Annotated in this window: 20 protein-coding genes; 3 read left to right on the forward strand and 17 right to left on the reverse strand. The window is 40.5% G+C overall.

What is annotated here, in order from left to right; all coding sequences use genetic code 11:
- Positions 1-118: 118 nt before the first annotated feature.
- The 3 genes from QWZ08_RS25480 (at position 119) to QWZ08_RS25490 (ending at position 1426) form a co-directional block, all read left to right on the forward strand.
- Positions 119-700 carry an RNA polymerase sigma factor gene (locus tag QWZ08_RS25480; RefSeq protein WP_290340516.1) on the forward strand — a complete coding sequence of 194 codons (582 nt, stop codon included), beginning with the start codon at positions 119-121 and terminating at the stop codon, positions 698-700.
- 63 nt (positions 701-763) lie between these two features.
- The gene (locus QWZ08_RS25485; protein ID WP_290340518.1) at positions 764-1120 is read left to right on the forward strand and encodes a hypothetical protein; all 357 of its coding nucleotides are present in this window, start codon (positions 764-766) and stop codon (positions 1118-1120) included.
- 93 nt (positions 1121-1213) lie between these two features.
- Entirely contained in the window at positions 1214-1426 is a 213-nt protein-coding gene (locus tag QWZ08_RS25490) for a hypothetical protein (RefSeq protein WP_290340520.1), read from the forward strand.
- A gap of 19 nt (positions 1427-1445) precedes the next feature.
- Here the strand turns inward: QWZ08_RS25490 and QWZ08_RS25495 are convergent, their stop codons facing one another.
- The 17 genes from QWZ08_RS25495 to QWZ08_RS25575 form a co-directional block, all read right to left on the reverse strand.
- Complete coding sequence (locus QWZ08_RS25495; RefSeq protein ID WP_290340522.1) at positions 1446-1994, reverse strand: DUF2695 domain-containing protein; 549 nt, start codon at positions 1992-1994, stop codon at positions 1446-1448.
- 14 nt (positions 1995-2008) lie between these two features.
- Entirely contained in the window at positions 2009-2875 is an 867-nt protein-coding gene (locus QWZ08_RS25500; RefSeq protein WP_290340524.1) for an aldose 1-epimerase family protein, read from the reverse strand.
- Between the two features lie 99 nt (positions 2876-2974).
- Positions 2975-4963 (reverse strand): methylmalonyl-CoA mutase family protein, encoded by a 1989-nt coding sequence (locus QWZ08_RS25505; RefSeq protein ID WP_290340525.1) that lies wholly within the window; start codon positions 4961-4963, stop codon positions 2975-2977.
- Between the two features lie 96 nt (positions 4964-5059).
- Positions 5060-6535 (reverse strand): cobalamin-dependent protein, encoded by a 1476-nt coding sequence (locus QWZ08_RS25510; RefSeq protein ID WP_290340526.1) that lies wholly within the window; start codon positions 6533-6535, stop codon positions 5060-5062.
- Positions 6536-6714: 179 nt separating this feature from the next.
- Positions 6715-7623 carry a hypothetical protein gene (locus QWZ08_RS25515; protein WP_290340528.1) on the reverse strand — a complete coding sequence of 303 codons (909 nt, stop codon included), beginning with the start codon at positions 7621-7623 and terminating at the stop codon, positions 6715-6717.
- The gene (gene nrfD / locus QWZ08_RS25520; RefSeq protein ID WP_290340530.1) at positions 7601-8917 is read right to left on the reverse strand and encodes an NrfD/PsrC family molybdoenzyme membrane anchor subunit; all 1317 of its coding nucleotides are present in this window, start codon (positions 8915-8917) and stop codon (positions 7601-7603) included. Before nrfD ends, QWZ08_RS25515 begins: the two co-directional genes overlap by 23 nt.
- A gap of 9 nt (positions 8918-8926) precedes the next feature.
- Entirely contained in the window at positions 8927-9853 is a 927-nt protein-coding gene (locus QWZ08_RS25525; protein WP_290340531.1) for a 4Fe-4S dicluster domain-containing protein, read from the reverse strand.
- A gap of 28 nt (positions 9854-9881) precedes the next feature.
- Entirely contained in the window at positions 9882-10112 is a 231-nt protein-coding gene (locus QWZ08_RS25530) for a hypothetical protein (protein ID WP_290340532.1), read from the reverse strand.
- A 221-nt stretch (positions 10113-10333) separates the two neighbouring features.
- A complete protein-coding gene (locus tag QWZ08_RS25535) occupies positions 10334-10741 on the reverse strand; it encodes a c-type cytochrome (protein ID WP_290340533.1) in 408 nt (135 codons plus the stop codon).
- A gap of 297 nt (positions 10742-11038) precedes the next feature.
- Complete coding sequence (locus QWZ08_RS25540) at positions 11039-11971, reverse strand: DUF5777 family beta-barrel protein (protein ID WP_290340534.1); 933 nt, start codon at positions 11969-11971, stop codon at positions 11039-11041.
- A 10-nt stretch (positions 11972-11981) separates the two neighbouring features.
- Positions 11982-12383 (reverse strand): hypothetical protein, encoded by a 402-nt coding sequence (locus QWZ08_RS25545; RefSeq protein WP_290340535.1) that lies wholly within the window; start codon positions 12381-12383, stop codon positions 11982-11984.
- A gap of 37 nt (positions 12384-12420) precedes the next feature.
- Positions 12421-13773, reverse strand: a complete 1353-nt coding sequence (locus tag QWZ08_RS25550) for an ethylbenzene dehydrogenase-related protein (protein ID WP_290340536.1) — start codon at positions 13771-13773, stop codon at positions 12421-12423.
- Between the two features lie 468 nt (positions 13774-14241).
- Positions 14242-14739: a hypothetical protein gene (locus tag QWZ08_RS25555; protein WP_290340537.1), complete on the reverse strand. Its 498-nt coding sequence runs from the start codon at positions 14737-14739 to the stop codon at positions 14242-14244.
- Between the two features lie 18 nt (positions 14740-14757).
- The gene (locus QWZ08_RS25560; RefSeq protein WP_290340538.1) at positions 14758-15729 is read right to left on the reverse strand and encodes a DUF5777 family beta-barrel protein; all 972 of its coding nucleotides are present in this window, start codon (positions 15727-15729) and stop codon (positions 14758-14760) included.
- Between the two features lie 21 nt (positions 15730-15750).
- Positions 15751-16134: a hypothetical protein gene (locus QWZ08_RS25565; RefSeq protein WP_290340539.1), complete on the reverse strand. Its 384-nt coding sequence runs from the start codon at positions 16132-16134 to the stop codon at positions 15751-15753.
- Positions 16135-16148: 14 nt separating this feature from the next.
- Positions 16149-16949 carry a hypothetical protein gene (locus tag QWZ08_RS25570; protein WP_290340540.1) on the reverse strand — a complete coding sequence of 267 codons (801 nt, stop codon included), beginning with the start codon at positions 16947-16949 and terminating at the stop codon, positions 16149-16151.
- A gap of 195 nt (positions 16950-17144) precedes the next feature.
- A complete protein-coding gene (locus QWZ08_RS25575; protein ID WP_290340541.1) occupies positions 17145-17666 on the reverse strand; it encodes a hypothetical protein in 522 nt (173 codons plus the stop codon).
- Positions 17667-17773 lie beyond the last annotated feature (107 nt).

Raw genomic sequence — 17773 nt, forward strand, 5'->3', positions numbered from 1 at the left:
GCGGCGTTTTAACCACCCATCAATAAAACCAACCGGTTTTTTGCGTAAAACAAGGAACTTGCAAAATAATTTAACAACTTTAAAATATAGCGCAACATTATCCGTCTGACAGGTATACATGGAAGATGTGCTGACTATATCACCTGCAATGAGTGCCGATCGCAATACAAATATCACCCATATTATAAAAAGTATGAGCAAGCGCTTGCTTGGCTTTATTAAAAAAAGGGTGGCAAGTCCGGAAGATGCGGAAGACATCCTGCAGGATGTTTTTTACCAGTTTGCCGGAAGTACCGAGCCGATTAACCAGGCCAGCAGCTGGCTGTTTAAGGTAGCTACCAATAAAATAACCGACAGCTACCGCAAAAAGAAATTGCCACTGGCAGATGATATTTTCACGCCCGCTTCAACAGAAGAAGACAGTTTTGACTGGAAAGAAATTTTACTGCAAACCGATACCAATCCCGAAACAGAATACCTGCGCAACATCTTCTGGGACGAATTGCAACTGGCACTCAACGAACTGCCTGCCGAACAGCGGGACGTATTTATAGAACATGAAATGAATGGCGTTTCTTTTAAAGAAATTGAAGCAGCAACAGGTGTAAGTGTGGCCACACTCATCAGCCGGAAACGCTATGCGGTATTGCATTTAAGAGAAAGATTGCAGATTTTAAAAGATGAGTTACTAAATTATTAAATCAGAGAAGCAGCTAAAAATAATTGCCATAGCAATGACTGCCGATTTACAAAAAATATAAAAATGAAAAAGCACTGGATAAAAAAAGGATTAATGTTTTTCACCTTCTTCGTTGCCGTGTCACTGCTGGTAGGCTTTATAGTAATGGGCTTGTGGAATGCCATACTGCCGGCAGTTTTAGGGGTAAAAACAATTACGTTTGTGCAAGCCCTCGGTATTCTATTATTGAGTAAAATATTGTTTGGTGGCTTTAAAGGCGGCCCCTGTGGTTCGGGCAGACAGCAATGGAAAGCAAGGCTGCAGGAAAAGATGGGGCACATGACGCCGGAAGAAAAGGAAAAATTTAAAGCAGAATGGAGAAACCGCTGTGGCGGCCGGTGGGGAATGCAGGAACATGAACAGGTGGATACAAAACAATAAGCAAAAGCCGCCACAGGCATACACCTTTTGATGTATGCCTGTACATTTTAAAATAAAATTCGTAACGATATTGTGTAACTAAAATGTGTTTGTATGCAGATACTTATATTTAAAACCAACCTCACAGATGTTAATCAAATCAATGCAGTTGAAAGCAGTTTAAACGTGCATCCCGATATTTATAAATGGAATGTAGACCTGCATGACTGCGACAAAATTTTACGGGTGGTAGCCAACGACATTCCCGGTAAAGAAGTAGAAAACCTGTTGACTGAGGCAGGCTATTTTTGTGAAGAGCTGAAATAAACATCGGGGGCTAAAACTATCAGGACCTGCTGCTCCAATACTTCTGAGCATACTCACTTTCGCGAAATACATTGAATAAAATCTCGCAATCACAATATCCTCCCTTCTTCATCAAAACATGAAAAATATCAAATTGTGCCTCTGCCGGAAAATCCAGCTGTTTCAATATTTTTTTTGAATGCGAGAAATCTCCGCAACATGCTGTATCCTCTTTCATAAATAGTCTGTCCAGTATGGAAACAAAATCAACTTTGTGCTGTAAAACACCCAACACAGACTCAGTTATTTCTTCAAGCATTTCATCATCATGATAGTCAAGTTCATCAGGATCTTCTCCCGGCGCCAACTCGAACCATTCTGTATTTGTTAGATTTTCTTCAATGAAATCACCAGGAATTAAATGAATCAAATAGTGATACCGCTGTTGTGGATATAAGTCTTTAAAGAGGCTTGCAGTAAAAAACACCTGTCGAATGTTTTCATCACTATTCTGCACTTTAATTTCAACATCCGGGTACTTTGGCTTAATAAACCTATACAAGCTGGTTTCAATTTCAGTGTTAATCATCTTTTAATTTAAGGCTAAAAACATTCCACCGTCCAGCTTCTCTGCCAGTTTGCATTTGCCGGCAGGTTAATTATTCCTTCCTTATCTTTCAGTTGCTGGTTATGATCAACGCCATCTGCAATACCGCACCAGGGTTCAAGACAAACAAAATCAGCATCCTTAGCCGCCCATATTCCAAAGAAAGGAAAATCATCGAAATGAAAATGAATGCCATGCGCATGCTTTGTGCATCCAATTGTGATTTGGTTACTCTGCATATTTTTTAACACAATTGCGTCTTCGTAAAATAACTGATGCTGTAAAGCAAGCTTCCCATTTTCTGCCGGCAATGGTACTGCATGGTTGGCAATTAAACCATCTTCTAATTTCCACCTGCTCAATGTTTCGATTGTATTAAATTGAAGAAAATAATCGGCGTAATCAGTACCATCCACCATCGGCACCGCAAACGCAGGATGAGCCCCGACAGAAAAAAGCAATTCATCATAGCCGCTGTTGCACACTTCATATATTACGGCTAATTTATCATCGGCTAATTGATAGCGGAGCTTCAGGACAAAGGCAAACGGATATACAGCCAACGTATCCGCATCCTGAGTTAACGTAAACACGGCTTCTTCCATGCTTACCTGGTCTTTTAAAAAAACCCTTTCCCTTGCAAACCCATGGCGGGAAAGATGGTATACTTCGTCTTTATAAAAATAGGTATCGTTTTTTAACGTGCCCACAATAGGAAACAGCACAGGACTGTGTTTGCTCCAGTGAGCGGCATCGCCACCCCACATATATTCAATACCTGTTTCTTTATTGACGAGGCTCTGCAGCTCTGCACCTTTAGGAGAAATTACAGCTTTCAATTTTTCGTTTTCGATGGTGACCATGGGGGTTAATTATGAGTTATGAGTTATGAATTGCTTCGGATAAAGAACAGACTTCAGGTTTTAAGGAATTTATAATTCTTAATTATTAATTAATTACTCCTACATATTCCTCCGATACTTACCTCCTACATTGTAAAGCGCATTGGTTATTTGCCCCAGCGTGCAGTATTGCACGGTTTCCATCAGTTCTTCAAACAAATTACCGTTTGATACTGCTACTTGTTGCAAGCGCTGCAACATGTCTGCCGCTCTATCTTTATGCCGTTGCTGAAATAAGGTAACCGCTTCAATCTGGTTATCTTTTTCCGCCGTCGTGCTACGGATGACTTCTGATGGCAAAATAGTCGGGCTGCCCTTCTTATTTAAAAAAGTATTTACGCCAATGATAGGGTATTCACCGGTATGCTTCAGTGTTTCGTAATACAAACTTTCTTCCTGGATTTTATTGCGCTGGTACATGCGTTCCATGGCCCCCAGTACGCCGCCTCTTTCAGATAACCGTTCAAACTCAGCCAGCACAGCGGCTTCCACCAGGTCAGTCAGCTCTTCTATTAAAAACGCACCCTGGTTGGGGTTCTCATTTTTTGCCGTACCCAGCTCCCGGTTGATGATCAGCTGAATAGCCATAGCCCTGCGCACGCTTTCTTCTGTTGGCGTAGTGATAGCTTCATCGTACGCATTCGTATGCAATGAACTGCAATTATCATAAATCGCATACAGCGCCTGCAGCGTGGTGCGGATATCGTTAAAATCAATTTCCTGCGCATGCAGTGACCTGCCTGAAGTCTGAATATGGTACTTTAATTTCTGCGACCTTTCGTTGGCCTTGTATTTATATTTCATGGCCTTGGCCCAAATTTTCCTGGCCACCCTTCCGATTACGCTGTACTCCGGATCCATTCCATTACTGAAAAAGAAAGAAAGGTTGGGCGCAAAATCATCAATGTGCATTCCGCGGCTTAAATAATATTCCACGTAAGTAAAACCATTGGCCAAAGTAAAGGACAATTGTGTAATGGGATTGGCGCCAGCTTCAGCAATATGGTAGCCACTGATACTAACACTATAAAAATTCTGCACTTTATTTTTGATAAAATATTCCTGCACATCGCCCATTAATTTCAGCGCAAATTCGGTTGAAAAAATGCAGGTATTTTGCGCCTGGTCTTCTTTCAAAATATCCGCCTGCACTGTCCCCCGGACGGTGGCCAATGCGTGAGCCTTTATTTTTTTATATACCTCTGCTGGTAAAACATCCCGTCCACTAAGCCCAAGCAAACGTAGTCCAAGCCCATTGTTTCCCCCAGGTAAATGCCCGTCGAAATTCCCTTTCACAGGGTTGATTTTTTTACCATCTTCACCTGTGTATTTCGGCAAAGATTCAATGTCCCATTTACTTTCTATCGCTTTATTCACAGCTTCGCTTAAACCATTTTCAATGATGTATTTTTCACACTGCTGGTCAATAGCCGCATTCATAAAAAATGCAAGCAGCATCGGCGCCGGGCCATTGATGGTCATACTTACAGATGTTTTGGCATCGCACAAATCAAAGCCACTGTACAATTTTTTTGCATCATCTACCGTGGCAATGCTTACCCCGCTGTTGCCCACCTTACCATAAATATCCGGCCGCGGTGCAGGGTCTTCACCATATAAAGTCACACTGTCAAACGCTGTGCTGAGTCGCTTTGCAGGCTGACCAACACTTACATAATGAAACCGGCGGTTAGTCCGCTCCGGGCTTCCTTCGCCTGCAAACATTCTTGTAGGATCCTCGCCTTCTCTTTTTAACGGAAACACGCCTGCTGTAAATGGAAACTCGCCGGGAACATTTTCCTGCAACTGCCACTTTAAAATATCGCCCCAGTCTTTGTATTTGGGTAGATATACTTTACTTATTCTTGTACCGCTGAGCGATCGGTAAACTAAATCTTGTTTTATTTTTTTACCCCTTACATCAAATTCAAAAAAATCACTTTCGTATTCTTTTAACAGCCCAGACCATTGCTCCATTAATTGCCATACATCCGGATGCAACTGCATTTTTAATTCATCGTATTTTTTTTTCAGTTCATCTGTTTGCATATACCAGTCAATTATTTTATTTTATCAGATGGTCATTTTGTTGATTTGTGCAACAAGCTGTTACACAAATCAGCAGCCGTTTACAACACGGTTTACTTATTTCTCATCCAGCATTTTTATTACGCCACCGAGTTGATATAATTTGGTAGCAATAGCGGCTTGTTCCTCTGCCCACGTGTTGTACCCTGAAATAGTTTCAGCTATTTCTGATAAATATCTTACACGCCTGGGCGGTATAATAGTTGAGTTATCTGTAGTATCTTTTAGATGCGCATGGTGTTCAATTTCACCATTAAAATTTACCCCGGTTTTTTTAGCCACTGTTTCCATCAGCCTTTCAAATAATTCATTGATGCCCGCATCATTGAACTGCGCCGCAATAGTTCCTACCACTGGTAACTCATCGTCTTTCGCTTCCCATAATTCATGGTTGCGTTTGTATTGTTTGCGTACATCGTGTAAGGCATCCAGCGCACCAGCTTTATCAAATTTATTGATGCAGATTACGTCTGCATAATCCAGCATATTTATTTTTTCCAGTTGAGAAGGTGCTCCATATTCCGGCGTCATAACATACATGCTAACGTCAACATAATCCAGTATCGAAGCATCACTTTGCCCTACGCCTGCACTTTCTACAATAATAAAATCATAGCCTGCCGCTTTGCAGATATCAATGGCGTCCTGTACATATTTACTTAAAGCAAAATCACTCTGCCTGGTAGCAAGGCTGCGCATATAAGCCCTTGAAGACGAGATGGCATTCATCCTGATCCTGTCCCCAAGCAATGCACCGCCTGTTTTTTTCTTGGATGGATCAACAGAAATTACAGCGATGGTTTTATCTGAGTAGCTGTTTAAAAAACGGCGTACAATTTCATCTGTAACCGATGATTTTCCGGCGCCTCCGGTACCGGTGATGCCAAGGATGGCAACCGCGTCAGAAGCACCCCCACCCGTCGAACGGGGGATCTCAGACTTCAATGGTTTGGAAGCATTTGCTTTTAACCGGTCAACCAAATGCGAATAATTTTCAACCTGTTCTGCCAAAGTAATTGCCCGGGCTATTAACCTGATATCATAAACTTCCCCCAAAGGAAAAGGCATCCTTTCAGCAGACTCCAGAATACCCCCTTGAAGGGTTGGGGAGGCTTGACCAGCTTTATTTATAACATCCTCAATCATACCCTCCAAACCCATCATCCTTCCGTCATCCGGACTGTAAATTCTTGTGATGCCGTACTGTTGCAATTCTTCTATTTCAGCTGGTAATATTGTTCCTCCGCCACCACCAAAAATTTTGATATGACCGCAGCCGCTTTCATCCAACAGGTCTTTCATGTATTTAAAAAACTCCAGGTGCCCACCCTGGTAACTTGTAATGGCAATGGCATTCGCATCTTCTTCAATGGCACACTCTACAATTTCATGTACACTTCTGTTATGGCCCAGGTGGATAATCTCCGCACCCTTTGCCTGTAATATGCGGCGCATAATATTGATTGCGGCATCATGCCCGTCGAACAAGGCTGCTGCGGTTACTATGCGGATTTTAGTATTTGTAAATGGCATCTGGATTATAATTTATTATAAAGACAATCGGCTGCGAAAATCAAAAATACACCTTTCTTGTTCCTTCACTTACTGAAAGGGTCAAAATAAAAATGTTCATCAACACAAGGATGATGAACATTTTAAATCAGGTAATTAATAATGATTGACGAACTATTAAAAAGCCTATTCAAAAAGGGCTAGGTAGTGAGGCCACGATCAAACTCTTTGCCCATTTTTTTTATTTTAATTACCTGCCTTACCAGGTAAATAATCATTCCCCAAACACCTGCAATAATTGATACAGCCAGTAACAATAACCAAACAGGAACCCTGTTGCCGGTTGACCAAAGAGAACGATGCCAGAAGTGGGTATCTGGTTGAACTGACTTACCCCAGGGAACTGCCTTTTCAACAATTAAATTTCCATATGTATCATTGTCTTCTACTTGGGCTACCAATACCAGGTTGCCATTTTTATCACCGGCAAGCGAATCTCTTTTAAATTCGGCACTTGCTATCCCTGTAGAGTCTGCTGTATATGTTTCTGCTTCGCCAACGGTTAAATTACCCAGCATACGCTTTACGCCCAGCTTCATTTCTATATCTTTTACAGCCACCCATTCATTGCCTTTTTTTTCTTTTAATTGCGCAGTAACAGCTCTTACCCCATCTGCAGATGCAGAATCGATAACCAATATGGCTTTTTTTATAGTTACATCTCCACTCAATGCAGGTTGGCCGCTGATTGAGTCTGACTCCGCAATAAATTTTATTTCACCAAGTGAATCCCAGGTTGATTTAAAAGTGGCAGGGATTGCAACCTTTGCCAGTCCATTTGCTCCCGTAATTACCTTTCCTAATAAATTTGCTGGTGTGGCTTCATTGAGATAAATGCTGACAGGGATGGACATTACGGGTTCAAATTTTCTGCCCACTTTCTTTTTGGTATTTACTTCAACGTAGGGTACCTTATTTACGGGTAAAAAATAACGTACGCTCATTGTTGTAACCGGGGCTGCTGAATCTTGTGCGATAACACAGTTGATTGCTATTACCGAAAAAAACGATACAAGAAAACATAGTTTATGATGGTAGTTCAGTGTCATGATCAGTTATGGTTTTATAAATAGAGATGATAGGAAAAACCCTGGCAAAAAAAGTAATTATCAATAGCACGCCTGCCAGTGAGCCTGCTGTAATAGCCCATTCTTCCCAGCTTGGAAAGTAGTGGCTGTACCGGGCGGGGGCATCAAATTTTGGTAAAAATGGATGCAGCAATGTTGGTGTAACAATCAGGTAACGTTTAAACCAGGCACCCACCACTACCATTACTCCTGCCGCAAACATAGCGTTGGGTTTTCTGCCTTTTGGAAACACTAAAATAAAGATCGGAATAATCATACCCACTAAAATGGCGAACCAAAACAGGGGCGCAAATTCTCCGGTGAAAAGCCCCCGCAAATGTGCCTCTTCATCTTTCTTCATTTTAAAGGCAGGAACCAGGTATTCGTTTACATTAAAGTATAAATACAACAGGGCGAGCATCACCAATATTTTGCCCATTTTATCAAAGTGTCTTTCGGTAATGTAATGCTCTAATTTATATACCCTGCGAAAAACATACATGGCAACTACTACACCTCCTGCACCCACCAGGAAAGCGCCCGAAACAAAATAGGCGCCAAAGTTGGTACTATCCCAACCGGGGCGGTAGGTAGTTGCAAACAACCAGGATGTAACCGTATGTATACAAAACGCAACCGGTATAATGGTTATGCAAATAAGCGTGATAGATCTGTTTCGTATTTTTTCCTGTGCTTCGGTTCCCTTCCAGAAAGAGCCAAGCCAGCGATAGAATTTTGCAAAAGGTGTCCCGAGTTTTTCCCGGGCAGCTATCATGATTTTTATATCAGGCAACAAAGTGATATACAATAACAACAGGCTGGTGCAGAAATAAGTGCTGATCACAATCACATCCCACATAATAGGCGATTGCAAACGGCCGTGTAAGAATAAATACAACATTCTCTCAGGGCGCCCCATGTCTACAATGATGATCAGGGCAGCAAACGTGATAGCCGATACTGCAATGATTTCTGATATCCTGGTAAGGGGCGTTCGCCAGGGAACATCAGCCAGCCGAAAGATAGCGGTGATTAATGAACCCACCAGGCTGATAGCAACAAAAAACACAAAATTTGAAATATAAATACCCCACGACACGTAATCTCCCATATTGGTTACCACCAATCCTTTTCTTAATTGCTGAATGTAGGCAAATGCGCCAATCAATGCTACCAGCAGTAATGCTGCTGTCCATAGCTTGCCCCTGCGGCCAAATGGTTGTGGCAGCAAATCACTGGTTATTTTTTCGGGCGAGAATTTTTGAGGATTTTCCACGTTATTAGTTTAGGCTTTTTTTGCAGCGGGCTCATCATTTTTGAGGCCCTCTTCAAATTTGAAATTGCGGTTTACAGGAGGCAAATAGTATACGCTTGGTTTGGTTCCCAAATCTTCCATTAAACGGTAACCGGATTTATCTTTTACAAGGTCGCTGAAACGGAAGGTTTCTGAACCATTGGTAACGGAATCTTCGTTAATATCACCAAAGAAAAACACACCATTGGGACAAGCGGAAACACAATGTGGCAGCATGCCCATACGTGTCATATCGGGACAAAAATCGCACTTGCCCACCGTTCCTCTTTTTTGTGGAACACTCGTTTCGGCGCTGTACGTTTGTGCAGCAACATCTGCTGTCAACTCAGGCTCTTCCCAATTGAACACCCTGGTTGAATAAGGGCAGGCGGCCATGCAAAAACGACAACCGATACAGCGGTCACTGTCAATTAAAACAATGCCATCCTGGCGTTTAAAAGTAGCATCTACCGGGCAAACTTTTACGCAAGGCGGCTCATCACAATGCATACACGTTGTGGGTTGAAAGTAAGGTGCCGTCATCTCAGCATCCTGCATCTGGTAAACTTTTATCCAGTTTTGTTCGGAGTGTACATGGTGCATATGATTACACGCCGACTGGCATTTCTTCAGGTTTTTACACCTGGATAAATCTATTACCATCGCAAATTTTTTGCCCGGAATTCCTTTCCGGATTTCTTCGTTGCTAACGGAGGGCATATGCGGCACTGGTTTTAAAAAAGCTTTATCAACCTCTATAATTTCACCATCAACTGAAAGCAGTTTTACTTTTTCCCCGGAAGGCTGTACATCTTCCTCCGGAGTAAACGGTGTTTTTTTTGAATTACAGGCAACGGCAGCCATGGTGGTTAGCAAACCTGCGGCTATAAATTCCCTGCGTGATTTTTCTATACTCATTGTAAATTGGTTTGTGTATCAGGATATATTATTTTCCTATCCAGTTCTGTAATTCCTGGTTGGTGATTTTTTTCTTTTGTGGTGGAAGTGCAGCTATGTCTACTTCTACTAATTTACCATCCTGTGTAAGCATTTTAACGGTTTTCTTATTTTCTATCCGGGAAGGCAATACAAATTTCGCCACTGATAAAACAGCGGCCGTTGCAAGTCCCCAGCCTAAAAATTTGCGGCGACTCTCTTTTTTATTTTCTGTAGACATGTTGTATGAGATTAATAATGGAAGATGAGTGTTGGTAAAGTATCCTCTTAACAGGCACAAGATACCTGGATGGCCGATTATAATTTGTGATGTGAGTCAGCAGGAAATGTGAGTGAAATCACATCCACGTAAACAAAGCGCAATGGCCCGCATAAAGTGCCGCATAAAAAAAGACCCGGCAGATACCGGGTCCTTCTATTAATCATGCAGATATAGCAAATTTATTTTTTTAAAGATCTCACGTAATTCACCAGGTTCCAGCGGTCTTCGGCATCCGGTAATTTCTTTTTAAAGCTTGGCATGTCATCGCGACCTTCGGAGGTTTTGTAAAAGATTGCACCGTCAGTTTGAGATTGGAAAGTGGCAGAAGAAAAATCACCGGGTTCCGTTTTTAATTGTGCTGCTTTTGATCCATCACCAAGGCCTTTAGCTCCATGGCAGGATTTGCAATGTGTTGCATACAATGTTTTTCCCTCAGCAATAGAAGCTGCGCTGGAAGCTACTGCACTTTTCGCATTTTTAGCTGCATCTGGCACGGGCCAGGGCTTTTTTTGCTGGTTGTCAGATGCTGTAAAACTAAGCCCGGCTAAGCCTGAAAACACAATCAATGCTACAAGATTTTTTTTCATAATTATTTTTTTTAGATTTTGAAAGATTGTGAGAAAAAAAATTTCTCTTTTTAATCAAAGTTCAAGGTAGGTTTAATTGAAATACTTTCTGTTGACACAGGCTTTATCCCGATATGATATCAATCATATGCGTTGTTCAACAATGCCAGCCAGTTTGTACCGTGAGCAATTGGTAATAATTACACGTTGCCGCTTGCGTGGCTATGTCGCCAGCACCCGTTTTCATTTTCGTCATTTGCTATAAATGAAAGGATGGATTCTAAAACACTATCCCTTAAAATTATAATGGGTAAGCAATTAAAAGTTCCATAACCGGGTGATATTAAAACCAATCAAAAACTGATTTTTGGTAAAATCATTTTGGTTAAACATGTTGTTATTCTCCGGTAATATGGCGCCGTAATTGCCAGCAAACAGCTGGAACTGGTGACCGCTGGTGGCCATCTCCAATCCAAAACTTATATTGGGATGTGGATTATCCATCGGGTGCTGCGTAAGTGGCTGATCATAATTTACCAGCAGGGAAGTTTTAGGCCTAATTTTGTACCTGCCGGAAAAAGCTATAGCAAAATGATCACTTTTCATTTTGGGCATTACTTTTCCTGAGGCATCAATATAACCTTCCAGGTTATTAAAATGGGTTAAACTTGGGCTAACCTGAATTGATAGTTTCTCAGTGATTTTTCTTGCGATAATAATTTGGTTAAAGTAGCTAAACCTGTCTGATGTGGTTACGAATAACGTGGTGTTGTCTTTCTTGCGGGGGTCAGCCATGACGTCTCCAAAATAAGTAACACTTACAGGCATCGCCCCATCTTTTGTCTGTCGCAGTAACGCGTATTTTACATTGGCGTTAAGCAACATTTTGTCGTTGGAGGCACCAAATCCTACCTGCAGATTTTTTATTGGAACATAACTGAATCCCAGTCGCATGGTTGCGCCATTGAACAGGCCAAACAAATCTGTGAATCCATTTTCCCAGGTGGCAAATCTGTGCTGAATATCGAATTCAAAAGTACCTTTCACCGGTACCATCACTGATTGGTTATCTATCAGATAATTTCCTTCAAATGTATTTTTTGTAAAAGATTTCTTTTTAACAACAGGAGCCGGAGTCGTGCTATCTGTGGTCGCTGCATCCTGAGCTACCGCCTCCAGGCCAAAAATCAACAGCAGACAAAAGCCGATACTGCGCATTGCCAACAGAAAGTAATTATTTTGCTTTTTCATAAATTAATTTTTAATTGTTTTTTGCACCCTGTGTTATCCAGGCCAGGGTTAATGCATTTATTTTGGAAGGGTTGTTTGCAGCACCCAATGGCATTGCAGCCGAACGTTTGCCCGTTAACCACAAATACAATTCACTTTTTGCCGGTGCCGCGGTGTTTAAATAACTGCCCGATGTCAGTGTGCTGTAGGCAAGTGCCTCGGATAAATTAGGGCTCACACTTCCGCTGTGGCAGTTACTGCCGGAACAATTCTTTACCAGTATAGGTAAGATTGTTTTTTTAAAACTGACCGTTTCAGTAATTGCGGGTGAATTATCAATCACAACGGTAGTGTCTTTGGCGCAGCCAAATATGGTAAGCATACAAACTATAACCGACAAGTAGTGAATGCGTTTTATTTTCTTTTCTAACATGATCTTCTTTTTTAGTTATTGAAAGAACAGGTAAATATTATTTCGCAAACTTCAGCAGCAGGTTGGGTTTAATACCATGTTGATAATTTGATTGATCCCAATAGGCTAAACCAAATGGCTGATCAGCAAGATTTGAGAAATCAATATCCTGTTTCAATGCATCGCCGGTTTTTAACTTACGGGAGTATTCAATAACCCAACCTGTGCCGTTATACACGGCTGAACAGGTGATATCTGCTCTTCCGCCGAGTAAAGGATAGGCAATGTATGCAGGTATAGAGTTTTTGGCTGTTGACCCGGTGGCAGAACTGCTTCTTTGAAAATCTGCTCCTGGTGTGATGATGGTACCATCGCTTAAAGTCAGCGCACCAGTAGAATCTACCTTTACCACTTTTTTAGCTACACCATTCTTGGTTTCACTCAATAAAATAAAATTATTGCTTGTAAACGCAGGGTTTATCCAAAGCGGCACTGTGACAATCGCACCTGTATCATTTATTTTTAAGTTCTGTGAATTGTTTACTTCACCTTGTGCTGGGGATGAAGTATAGTGTGGACCATATGGCCATGGAGTTGTTTTTGCTGAATCTACATAAATGCCATCGAAATGTCTTCCGTTTAAATTACCGCCTGTTAAATTACCTACCGCCGGGCCACCCGCATAATCCTGGTAATTATCATCGGCAAATTGAAGCGATGCATCTTTACTTATATAACCTAACCGGCCCCACCACATATCAATTTTTTCATTGGCGGCGTTTGTATAATGATTACCGTTGGCATTTGCTGTATACACTGCAGGGTTTTTAGAATAATCCATGTATGGAGTAAAAATATGACAGCTTGAATAACAGGTTTGGGCGGTAAATTTGGCTGTAGAAGAATCGATGTTCCAAAGCATTGCAAATTTATCTTCGCCAAAACCGTCTCTTAATAAATTTCCATTTACATCAAACGACCGGCTGGAAGGTTCTTTTTGCCAGCCTGTTTTACCCGGCACGTTTAAATCCGGATTAAAATACCAGGGTGCTACGTTTATACTCTTGGTAGCATCTGCCACTTCCAGTAAAAAATAAATATTTTGATCATCATACATGGAACGGATGGTAGCTGAATAAGTTTGGCCGATATAACCAGCAAACAGACCATTACCTGGATCTGGTACCTGCGGTTCAACACTTAGTTTTTCCGCCTTATCCCAACTTGCATCAATCGTTCCATCAATGGTGGGGGCAATAGCGGTTTTAAGTGATACCAGGTCGGTTGTATTTTCTGTAACCGTAGTGTCTGAAGTAATGATTTGATCTTTTTTTGTGCAACTAAGCCAGTAGCCGGCAAATAAAACAAATGAGGTTAAAATCCAGAGTTGTTTTGACTGAAGCAGTTTCATATATCTGTTTTTTTGGTGAATTAAAATGACGACAGCCCTATATAATGTAATGCTGTATTTGAAAGGGTAAAACTATCATCATAAGGTATCATATCCTCTGAGTAGGATCAACTCCTGATGTGATTGAAATCATACACAGGATTGGTAAATAAGCAGCAGAGTAAGCAAGAGCGGATCGCTGTTGTACCCAACAACCGGCTGGTTGTGTTTAAATCAGGATTACTAAAAAGCATGTATGAAATAGGGCCAGAGTTGGGCACATTTCCCGGCCAGCATTCTGTGCGAAGCAGTTAATTTAAAGAGTTAAGGAGCACCCATTCTTCCAGCTCAACATTTTTTTATTTCATCAGGCTGGTTAAACAAATTTCAAAAAAAAAGTATTTTCGCAAACCCGGTACGTTATTAAAAAGCTGCTCCAATAATTTAACAGCCCATATATTCCGGTCATTTATAAAGACATTACAATTCTTACTTTCTAAAATAGAATTCTATTTCTGTATCAACATTCGTCATATCTGCTAGTTCCGGGTTCTTAAAGCCATCAAAAATAAACATCCCACAGGGATCATCCTTTGTATCCAGATCAATCAACACCTGTTTTCCATCTGCTTTTTTAAAAAGGAGATACCTGGCATTTTTAACTTCCATGATCTTTACGTTTGGATAATATTTTTTTACTACTATTTTAGAGTTTCGGATCTGGTAAAAAAATTCATGCATTGTAGATTCAAAAATCATTTTATCATTAACTGCTTTTATTTTTTCAAGCTGCGCAGTATCCGGGCTATAAAAAACAACTGATGCCATCGGATTAATTTTTACAGTATCAGCATAACTGGAAGGCGGTTTATGTTTTGCTGCTTTATTATCAGTTTTATTAAGGCTTACATTTCTTTGCCTGTGCGAATCCGCACAGGCAAAGATTAATATAACCGGTAAAAAGAACATTAAAAATTTAAACTTCATTTTTTAAAGAAACGAATTTTAATAATTCCATAGTCTTGTGATATTGAAACCAATCAGGAATTTACCACCACTTACCTTTTTACCTGCTACATCAGTATATGCGAACGGACTGTTTGTATTGTACAGATTATTTCGCTGAGGATTGAGGAGGGAATAGTTACCCATAAACAACTGGAACGAGTGATTGCTTGTGTTAAACTCAACCCCAAAAGATAAATTAGGATTGGGATTGTTGGTAGCATGTTTTGTAAGCGGCTGATCGTAGTTAACCATAACAGAGGTTACAGTGGTTAGTTTATACCTTGCTGATACAGAAAGCGCAAAATGATCGTGTTTCATTTCACTGAATTTCGCTGTACCTGTACTGTCATTTTTTGTATAATATCCATTTACGGCATTTTGGTGAGAAATGCTTGGGGCTACCTGTACAGAAAATTTATCTGTAATTTTTCTTGCAATAATGACCTGGTTAAAAAATAACAATCGTTGCGACTGGTATTTAAAGATGCTTTTATCAGCATCCTTCCTGGTATCATAGGCTACATCACCATAGTAGGTTATACTTACGGGGTACCTGCCTTTTGTTTGGGTAATAATGGAATATTTTGCACTTGCATCCCAAAGCATATTACTCTTGGTCAAGCCAATACCTATATTTAATTTGTTGACAGGCGCATAACTTACTCCCAGCCTTATATTGGAGGGAGCAAAAAATCCCCAGAAATCATCATAGCCTTTCTGGACTGTTCCAAACCGGTGCATGATGTCCATCTCGAAAGTACCTTTAACAGGCACCATCACAGTTTGGTTGTCGATAATCCATACACTTTGAAAAGTGTTTTTTACTGGTTTTATTTTAACCTTTTCGGTGGTTGTTGCAGTTGCACCGGTGCTGTCCTGCGCCACCAACGAAACCTGGATCAAAAGTCCGGTCACCAGCATGGTGATGAATGTAAACAGGCAGTTTGGTATTTTTATTTTAAGTTTCATTTGATTATTTTTTTAGATCACTTAATTATTGGGTGCCCCATTTCTAATCCAGTCGTAAATTTTTTGCCTGTCGGTGGCAGAAGGGATATATTGTTGCATTTCCCCGTTGATCATTTTGTAAATCGTACTTTCTTTTGGAATAAGCGTGTTTACAAATCCACCGTTTACAATTTCCTGGTAAGACGAACCCAGGGTCATGTAGGGTTTATGCGCTCCTGAAACATGGCATCCATCTATGCCACATTTAGTACTTACCATTGGTGCAATATCATTCTTAAAGCTTACTGGTAGTGCCGGGGCATCCGGGTCTACTTTGGCGTCTGGCAGTATAATATCTTTATAACAACCGATTAAACCAACAGCCATCATAAAGCCAATACCTGCGTATATCATTAGTTTTTTCATTGTATTTGGTTTAACTACTTGTTGTTAAAATTCATATTACACTCGATATTGATTTTGTCTGAAATGCTCGTACTGGCAACTAAAAAATCCCTGCAGTTAAACTGAAATTCCAATTGCAATCCAAAAACACTGTAGGCCGCTGCCGTTCCAAACTGAACACGTGCCTGTGGGATATACTTTAATTTACCAACGATAGACTGTGTAATGGGTGTTGGTGATAACCCATGCCAGGTAAGGTTAAGCGTTACGATATAGTCATTGCTTAAAGGATCAAATTCAACTTTAGTAGTGTGGATTTGCGCAATGTTAGAATCGGTAAGGTTCTGGGTTCCAGGTACAATTAGTGTTGTACCCATTGCTTTTATGTTACACCCTGCGTCCCTGCCCGGCTCCCCGGTGTTGGAAGTATTGATCTGAACATACCCATTAAAATAAGTTTTGGCGGGTTCATTTTCATAAAAAGCCCATGAGGTATCTTTTACCGGCTGGCCTGTAGTGATATAATTTTGTTTTTCCGCATCGGTTACATTGTGTATACCAAACTGGTTAAAACGCCCGGTAAGTAAACCCGCTGCACCTACATAGTTGGTTGACCATAACACACCTGAGTGCGCCTTATCAACTTTCCATTGCGTTGAATCTCCTGTAGTCAGCGTTCCTGGTAAGTGAATGTGTGTACCCCGTGTAATTACAACGGTATTTGATGCGGGTGGAGGAAGGAGCAGATCGTCATCATGAGTGCAACTTATTATGTACCCTGATCCGCTTATAATTAAAAGCAGAAGCATTAATGTTTTGTTGCTAAGCAGTTTCATAAATTAATATTTAAAATGAGTAAATCTTTATTAAATGTGAAAGCACAAATCTATAGTGGCAAAGAGGGATAATTAATGACCGTACGCAACGTATTTTGTGACATATGTCATGTTGAGATATGTATTACAACCATGGTTTGTGATCATGAAGGGAGAATTGGTGGTTATATCGGACGCAGATTAACTTTCCACGTTTTATTGATTCTTTTTTTTAAAATAGTTTGCTATAAAAAATAGGCATACCACTAAAGCAAAGGCGGAAAGATTAAAAAGCAGACTGCCAGTATATATTTTCATATCATTGCGGATAGCCGCTGCTCCGGAAGAAGGTTGCTTTAAATTTGATAATAAATCGCTTACAAAAAGGAAGAAAAATACCAGGCTATGGAACAGGCTAAGCACTTTTTTTTTAGCAAGAAAAGGTATCCAGAACAAAACTGACAGAAGCGCCCACCCTGTTAACCAGGGGTGCTGAATACTTAGCCTTACATTTTCAAAAGAGTAGTTCGGGTATAAATTCTTTAATTGAAGCCCAAGATATAAAGTACCAACCAACGCATACGCAAAAGGCAAAAGTGAAACGACCCTGCTTTTGAAAGTATTTTTTACTGGTTGGTTACCAGCGATAAAAAGAGTAGCCGCATATAGCAACGGATAACCAGTAAAAAAACCCAGCAATTCAAGTTGCTGCAGGTATGCATAAAAACTAGTGTCCATAATTCAATATTGCAACGATGGTAAATATTGATGCGTTAAATAATTGCATCTGACCTGGTACAAATACCTATTAATTGAATAAGAGATTAAATGTATGCAAATAAAAG

Origin of the sequence: Ferruginibacter paludis (assembly GCF_030409685.1) — a bacterium.
Taxonomy (GTDB): domain Bacteria; phylum Bacteroidota; class Bacteroidia; order Chitinophagales; family Chitinophagaceae; genus Ferruginibacter; species Ferruginibacter paludis.

Excerpts from the sequence above, each read along its gene's own strand:
- QWZ08_RS25535 (WP_290340533.1), bottom strand. The coding sequence starts at position 10,741 with ATGAAAAAAAATCTTGTAGCATTGATTGTGTTTTCAGGCTTAGCCGGG.
- QWZ08_RS25505 (WP_290340525.1), bottom strand. The coding sequence starts at position 4,963 with ATGCAAACAGATGAACTGAAAAAAAAATACGATGAATTAAAAATGCAG.
- QWZ08_RS25510 (WP_290340526.1), bottom strand. The coding sequence starts at position 6,535 with ATGCCATTTACAAATACTAAAATCCGCATAGTAACCGCAGCAGCCTTG.
- QWZ08_RS25540 (WP_290340534.1), bottom strand. The coding sequence starts at position 11,971 with ATGAAAAAGCAAAATAATTACTTTCTGTTGGCAATGCGCAGTATCGGC.
- QWZ08_RS25480 (WP_290340516.1), top strand. The coding sequence starts at position 119 with ATGGAAGATGTGCTGACTATATCACCTGCAATGAGTGCCGATCGCAAT.
- QWZ08_RS25500 (WP_290340524.1), bottom strand. The coding sequence starts at position 2,875 with ATGGTCACCATCGAAAACGAAAAATTGAAAGCTGTAATTTCTCCTAAA.
- QWZ08_RS25560 (WP_290340538.1), bottom strand. The coding sequence starts at position 15,729 with ATGAAACTTAAAATAAAAATACCAAACTGCCTGTTTACATTCATCACC.
- QWZ08_RS25530 (WP_290340532.1), bottom strand. The coding sequence starts at position 10,112 with ATGTCTACAGAAAATAAAAAAGAGAGTCGCCGCAAATTTTTAGGCTGG.
- QWZ08_RS25565 (WP_290340539.1), bottom strand. The coding sequence starts at position 16,134 with ATGAAAAAACTAATGATATACGCAGGTATTGGCTTTATGATGGCTGTT.
- QWZ08_RS25495 (WP_290340522.1), bottom strand. The coding sequence starts at position 1,994 with ATGATTAACACTGAAATTGAAACCAGCTTGTATAGGTTTATTAAGCCA.
- QWZ08_RS25485 (WP_290340518.1), top strand. The coding sequence starts at position 764 with ATGAAAAAGCACTGGATAAAAAAAGGATTAATGTTTTTCACCTTCTTC.
- QWZ08_RS25525 (WP_290340531.1), bottom strand. The coding sequence starts at position 9,853 with ATGAGTATAGAAAAATCACGCAGGGAATTTATAGCCGCAGGTTTGCTA.
- QWZ08_RS25575 (WP_290340541.1), bottom strand. The coding sequence starts at position 17,666 with ATGGACACTAGTTTTTATGCATACCTGCAGCAACTTGAATTGCTGGGT.
- QWZ08_RS25545 (WP_290340535.1), bottom strand. The coding sequence starts at position 12,383 with ATGTTAGAAAAGAAAATAAAACGCATTCACTACTTGTCGGTTATAGTT.
- QWZ08_RS25555 (WP_290340537.1), bottom strand. The coding sequence starts at position 14,739 with ATGAAGTTTAAATTTTTAATGTTCTTTTTACCGGTTATATTAATCTTT.
- QWZ08_RS25550 (WP_290340536.1), bottom strand. The coding sequence starts at position 13,773 with ATGAAACTGCTTCAGTCAAAACAACTCTGGATTTTAACCTCATTTGTT.
- QWZ08_RS25490 (WP_290340520.1), top strand. The coding sequence starts at position 1,214 with ATGCAGATACTTATATTTAAAACCAACCTCACAGATGTTAATCAAATC.
- QWZ08_RS25515 (WP_290340528.1), bottom strand. The coding sequence starts at position 7,623 with ATGACACTGAACTACCATCATAAACTATGTTTTCTTGTATCGTTTTTT.
- QWZ08_RS25570 (WP_290340540.1), bottom strand. The coding sequence starts at position 16,949 with ATGAAACTGCTTAGCAACAAAACATTAATGCTTCTGCTTTTAATTATA.